This window comes from Streptomyces boluensis (genome assembly GCF_009908195.1).
Lineage (GTDB): Bacteria > Actinomycetota > Actinomycetes > Streptomycetales > Streptomycetaceae > Streptomyces > Streptomyces boluensis.
In genome coordinates, this window is sequence record NZ_JAAAHS010000637.1 from 1 (window position 1) to 2313 (window position 2313).

The following is a 2313-nucleotide window of genomic DNA, read 5'->3' on the forward strand; positions in this document are numbered from 1 at the left end:
TGGTGTTCCTCGTCCTCGGGTCTCAGGCATCAGGCCTCAGGTCTCAGGTCTCGGCGGGTCTGGTCGGCATGGCCAGGGTGGTGAGGTCGCCGCGGTCGGCGGAGCGGATCGTGACCGGCTGGTCGTGTCCCCTCAGGTCGAGCATCACGTCGGGGCCGATCGCCGTACTCACCGCGGGATACAGCGTGGTGAGCTCGAACCGGATCCGGAGGGCCGGTCCCGTCACGGCGGCGGGGAGCAGGGCTGCCGGGCCCGCGTCGGCCGGGTGTGCGTCGGCCGCTGACGACCGGACATCGATTCCGTGGTCGCCCACGTGCAGCAGTGTGCGCTCGCCGGGCGCCTCCTCCAGGGCGCGCAGGAGCAACGCCTTGGAGACGGTCGTACGGGTCGTGACCTCGCCAAGGGACGCGAGCATCAGCCGATGGTCGGGGAACTCCTCGGGCAGCAACCGGCAATGCAGGTCCGCCCGTTGGGCCATACGCAGCCACACCCCGCGCGGCACCGCTTCGAGTCGGACGAGTGCGCTGCGGCGGATCTCGGGCACCGCGGCCCGTAGATCGTCGCCGTGGACCGTGCCGGACCAGGCCCGCGCGGGTGGTTCCTTCGGCACCAGGGTCCGGGTGGAGAGCCGGTACCGGTCGGTCGCCGTCAGGGCGACCGCCTCGTGGCTCGCCTCGATGCGCAGCCCGGCGAGTACCGGCAGGCCCGGCTCGTGCGCGGTCGCGGCGAGTACCTGCTCGACCGCGTCCGCGAGGACGGGACCTTTCAGCTCGGCGACCGGAAGGCCGGGCACGTTCCCGAGCTCGGACGTGATGGCGGCAGCCGTCCGGCGTGCGGCGGCCGCGTCGTCCACCATCCGTCCGACATGCGCTTCGAGCACGCGGGACGCCTCGTCGGGCCCGGCGTCGAGGACGGTCTCGACGGCGGCGAGGGGCATGGCGATCTCCCGGAGCCGACGCAGCACCGTCGCTCGCGGTACCTGTTCGGCGCCGTAGTAGCGGTAGCCGGACAGCGGGTCGACCTCGGCAGGGGGCAGCAGCCCGGAGTCGGCGTAGAAGCGCAACGCGCTGGAGGTCAGGCCGGTGCGTCGGGCGAAGACCCCGATCGGCATCAGCTCGGAATTCGGCATCGGCTCGGAATGTGGCACCTCGCCATCATTGGGCTTCGACCAACTTGAAGGTCAACTCCGCCGGCTCGCGGGGCTCGGAGAGGACTCGGGGAGGGCTCGGGGGGCTGCCTTGTGCGCGCGCGGTTCCTGCACCAGGATCACGTCCCGTGGACCGTGTCTACGACGACGAGCGACTGGCCGGTGCGCACGAGCAGGGCAATGAGATGCCGGAGCAATCGCTCCTGGCCTGGGTGGAGTTGATCGCTTCCCACGTACGGCGCCCATCGGCCTCCCTCGTCGAGATCGGCGCCGGTACGGGCATGTTCTCGGCCGCGATGGCGCGCTGGATCGAGGGCTCCGACGTGCTGGCCGTGGACCCGTCCGAGGCGATGCTGACCGAGGCCCGTCGGCACCATCCGCATCCTGCGGTGCGCTACGTGTCGGGGTCGGCCGAAGCCGTACCGGCCCCGGACGGCACCTTCGACCTGGCTCTCCTCTCCCGCGTGATCCACCACATCCCCGAACGGCCGCTCGCGGTACGGGAGTTGGCCCGCGTCCTGCGCCCGCGCGGAAGGGTGATCGTCCGCACCACGTTCCGCGAACGCCTTGACGCGGTGGTCTACGACTACTGGCCGCGGCTACGGGCGCACGACGCGCGGCGTTTCCCGAGCGAGGCGGAGGTCGTCGCCGACTTCACCTCCGCCGGGTTCGCCGTGGCGGAGGTCACCTCCTTCGCGCAACCGGTGACGGCAAGCCTCGGCGAGTACCACGCCCGGCTGGTCGAGCGGCCTCAGTCGAAGTTCGCCCACCTGACCCCGGAGGAGTTCCGCGAGGGCCTCGAACGTCTGGAGGCGGCGGTGCGTGGCGTGGACGCCGACCAGTCACGGCCGGTCCTCGAACGCTACGACGTGGCGGTGTTCTCCCGCCCGTAGGGCGCGTCAGTCGCTGCCCCGATACGTGTACGGCCCGGCACCGCGACAGCGGTCGCTCCGCGCACGCACACGTATCGCGAACTCCCTTGGGGAATACACCAGTTGACGGCGCGCAAGCGGAGCGTCGAAGCGGCGAGCCCCTTCGTCGCTCAGCACCGCTGCCGGAAGCAGTGCAAGTGCCCCCGTCATGAGCACGTCGAACGGAGCGCACATGAACGGAGCCCCCGATTCGCCCGAACCCCACGACAGGCCCGCCGCGCCGCACTCATGGGC

At 71.4% G+C, this 2313-nt stretch carries 2 protein-coding genes; one reads left to right on the plus strand and one right to left on the minus strand.

Annotated elements, in window-relative coordinates; all coding sequences use genetic code 11:
• Positions 1 to 43: 43 nt before the first annotated feature.
• Positions 44 to 1129: a DNA polymerase III subunit beta family protein gene (locus tag GUY60_RS36910; protein WP_161705872.1), complete on the minus strand. Its 1086-nt coding sequence runs from the start codon at positions 1127 to 1129 to the stop codon at positions 44 to 46.
• A gap of 146 nt (positions 1130 to 1275) precedes the next feature.
• Between GUY60_RS36910 and GUY60_RS36915 the strand changes: the two genes are divergently transcribed.
• Positions 1276 to 2040, plus strand: a complete 765-nt coding sequence (locus GUY60_RS36915) for a class I SAM-dependent methyltransferase (RefSeq protein WP_161705873.1) — start codon at positions 1276 to 1278, stop codon at positions 2038 to 2040.
• The last annotated feature ends 273 nt before the right edge of the window (positions 2041 to 2313 follow it).

Excerpts from the sequence above, each read along its gene's own strand:
- GUY60_RS36910 (WP_161705872.1), bottom strand. The coding sequence starts at position 1,129 with ATGCCGAATTCCGAGCTGATGCCGATCGGGGTCTTCGCCCGACGCACC.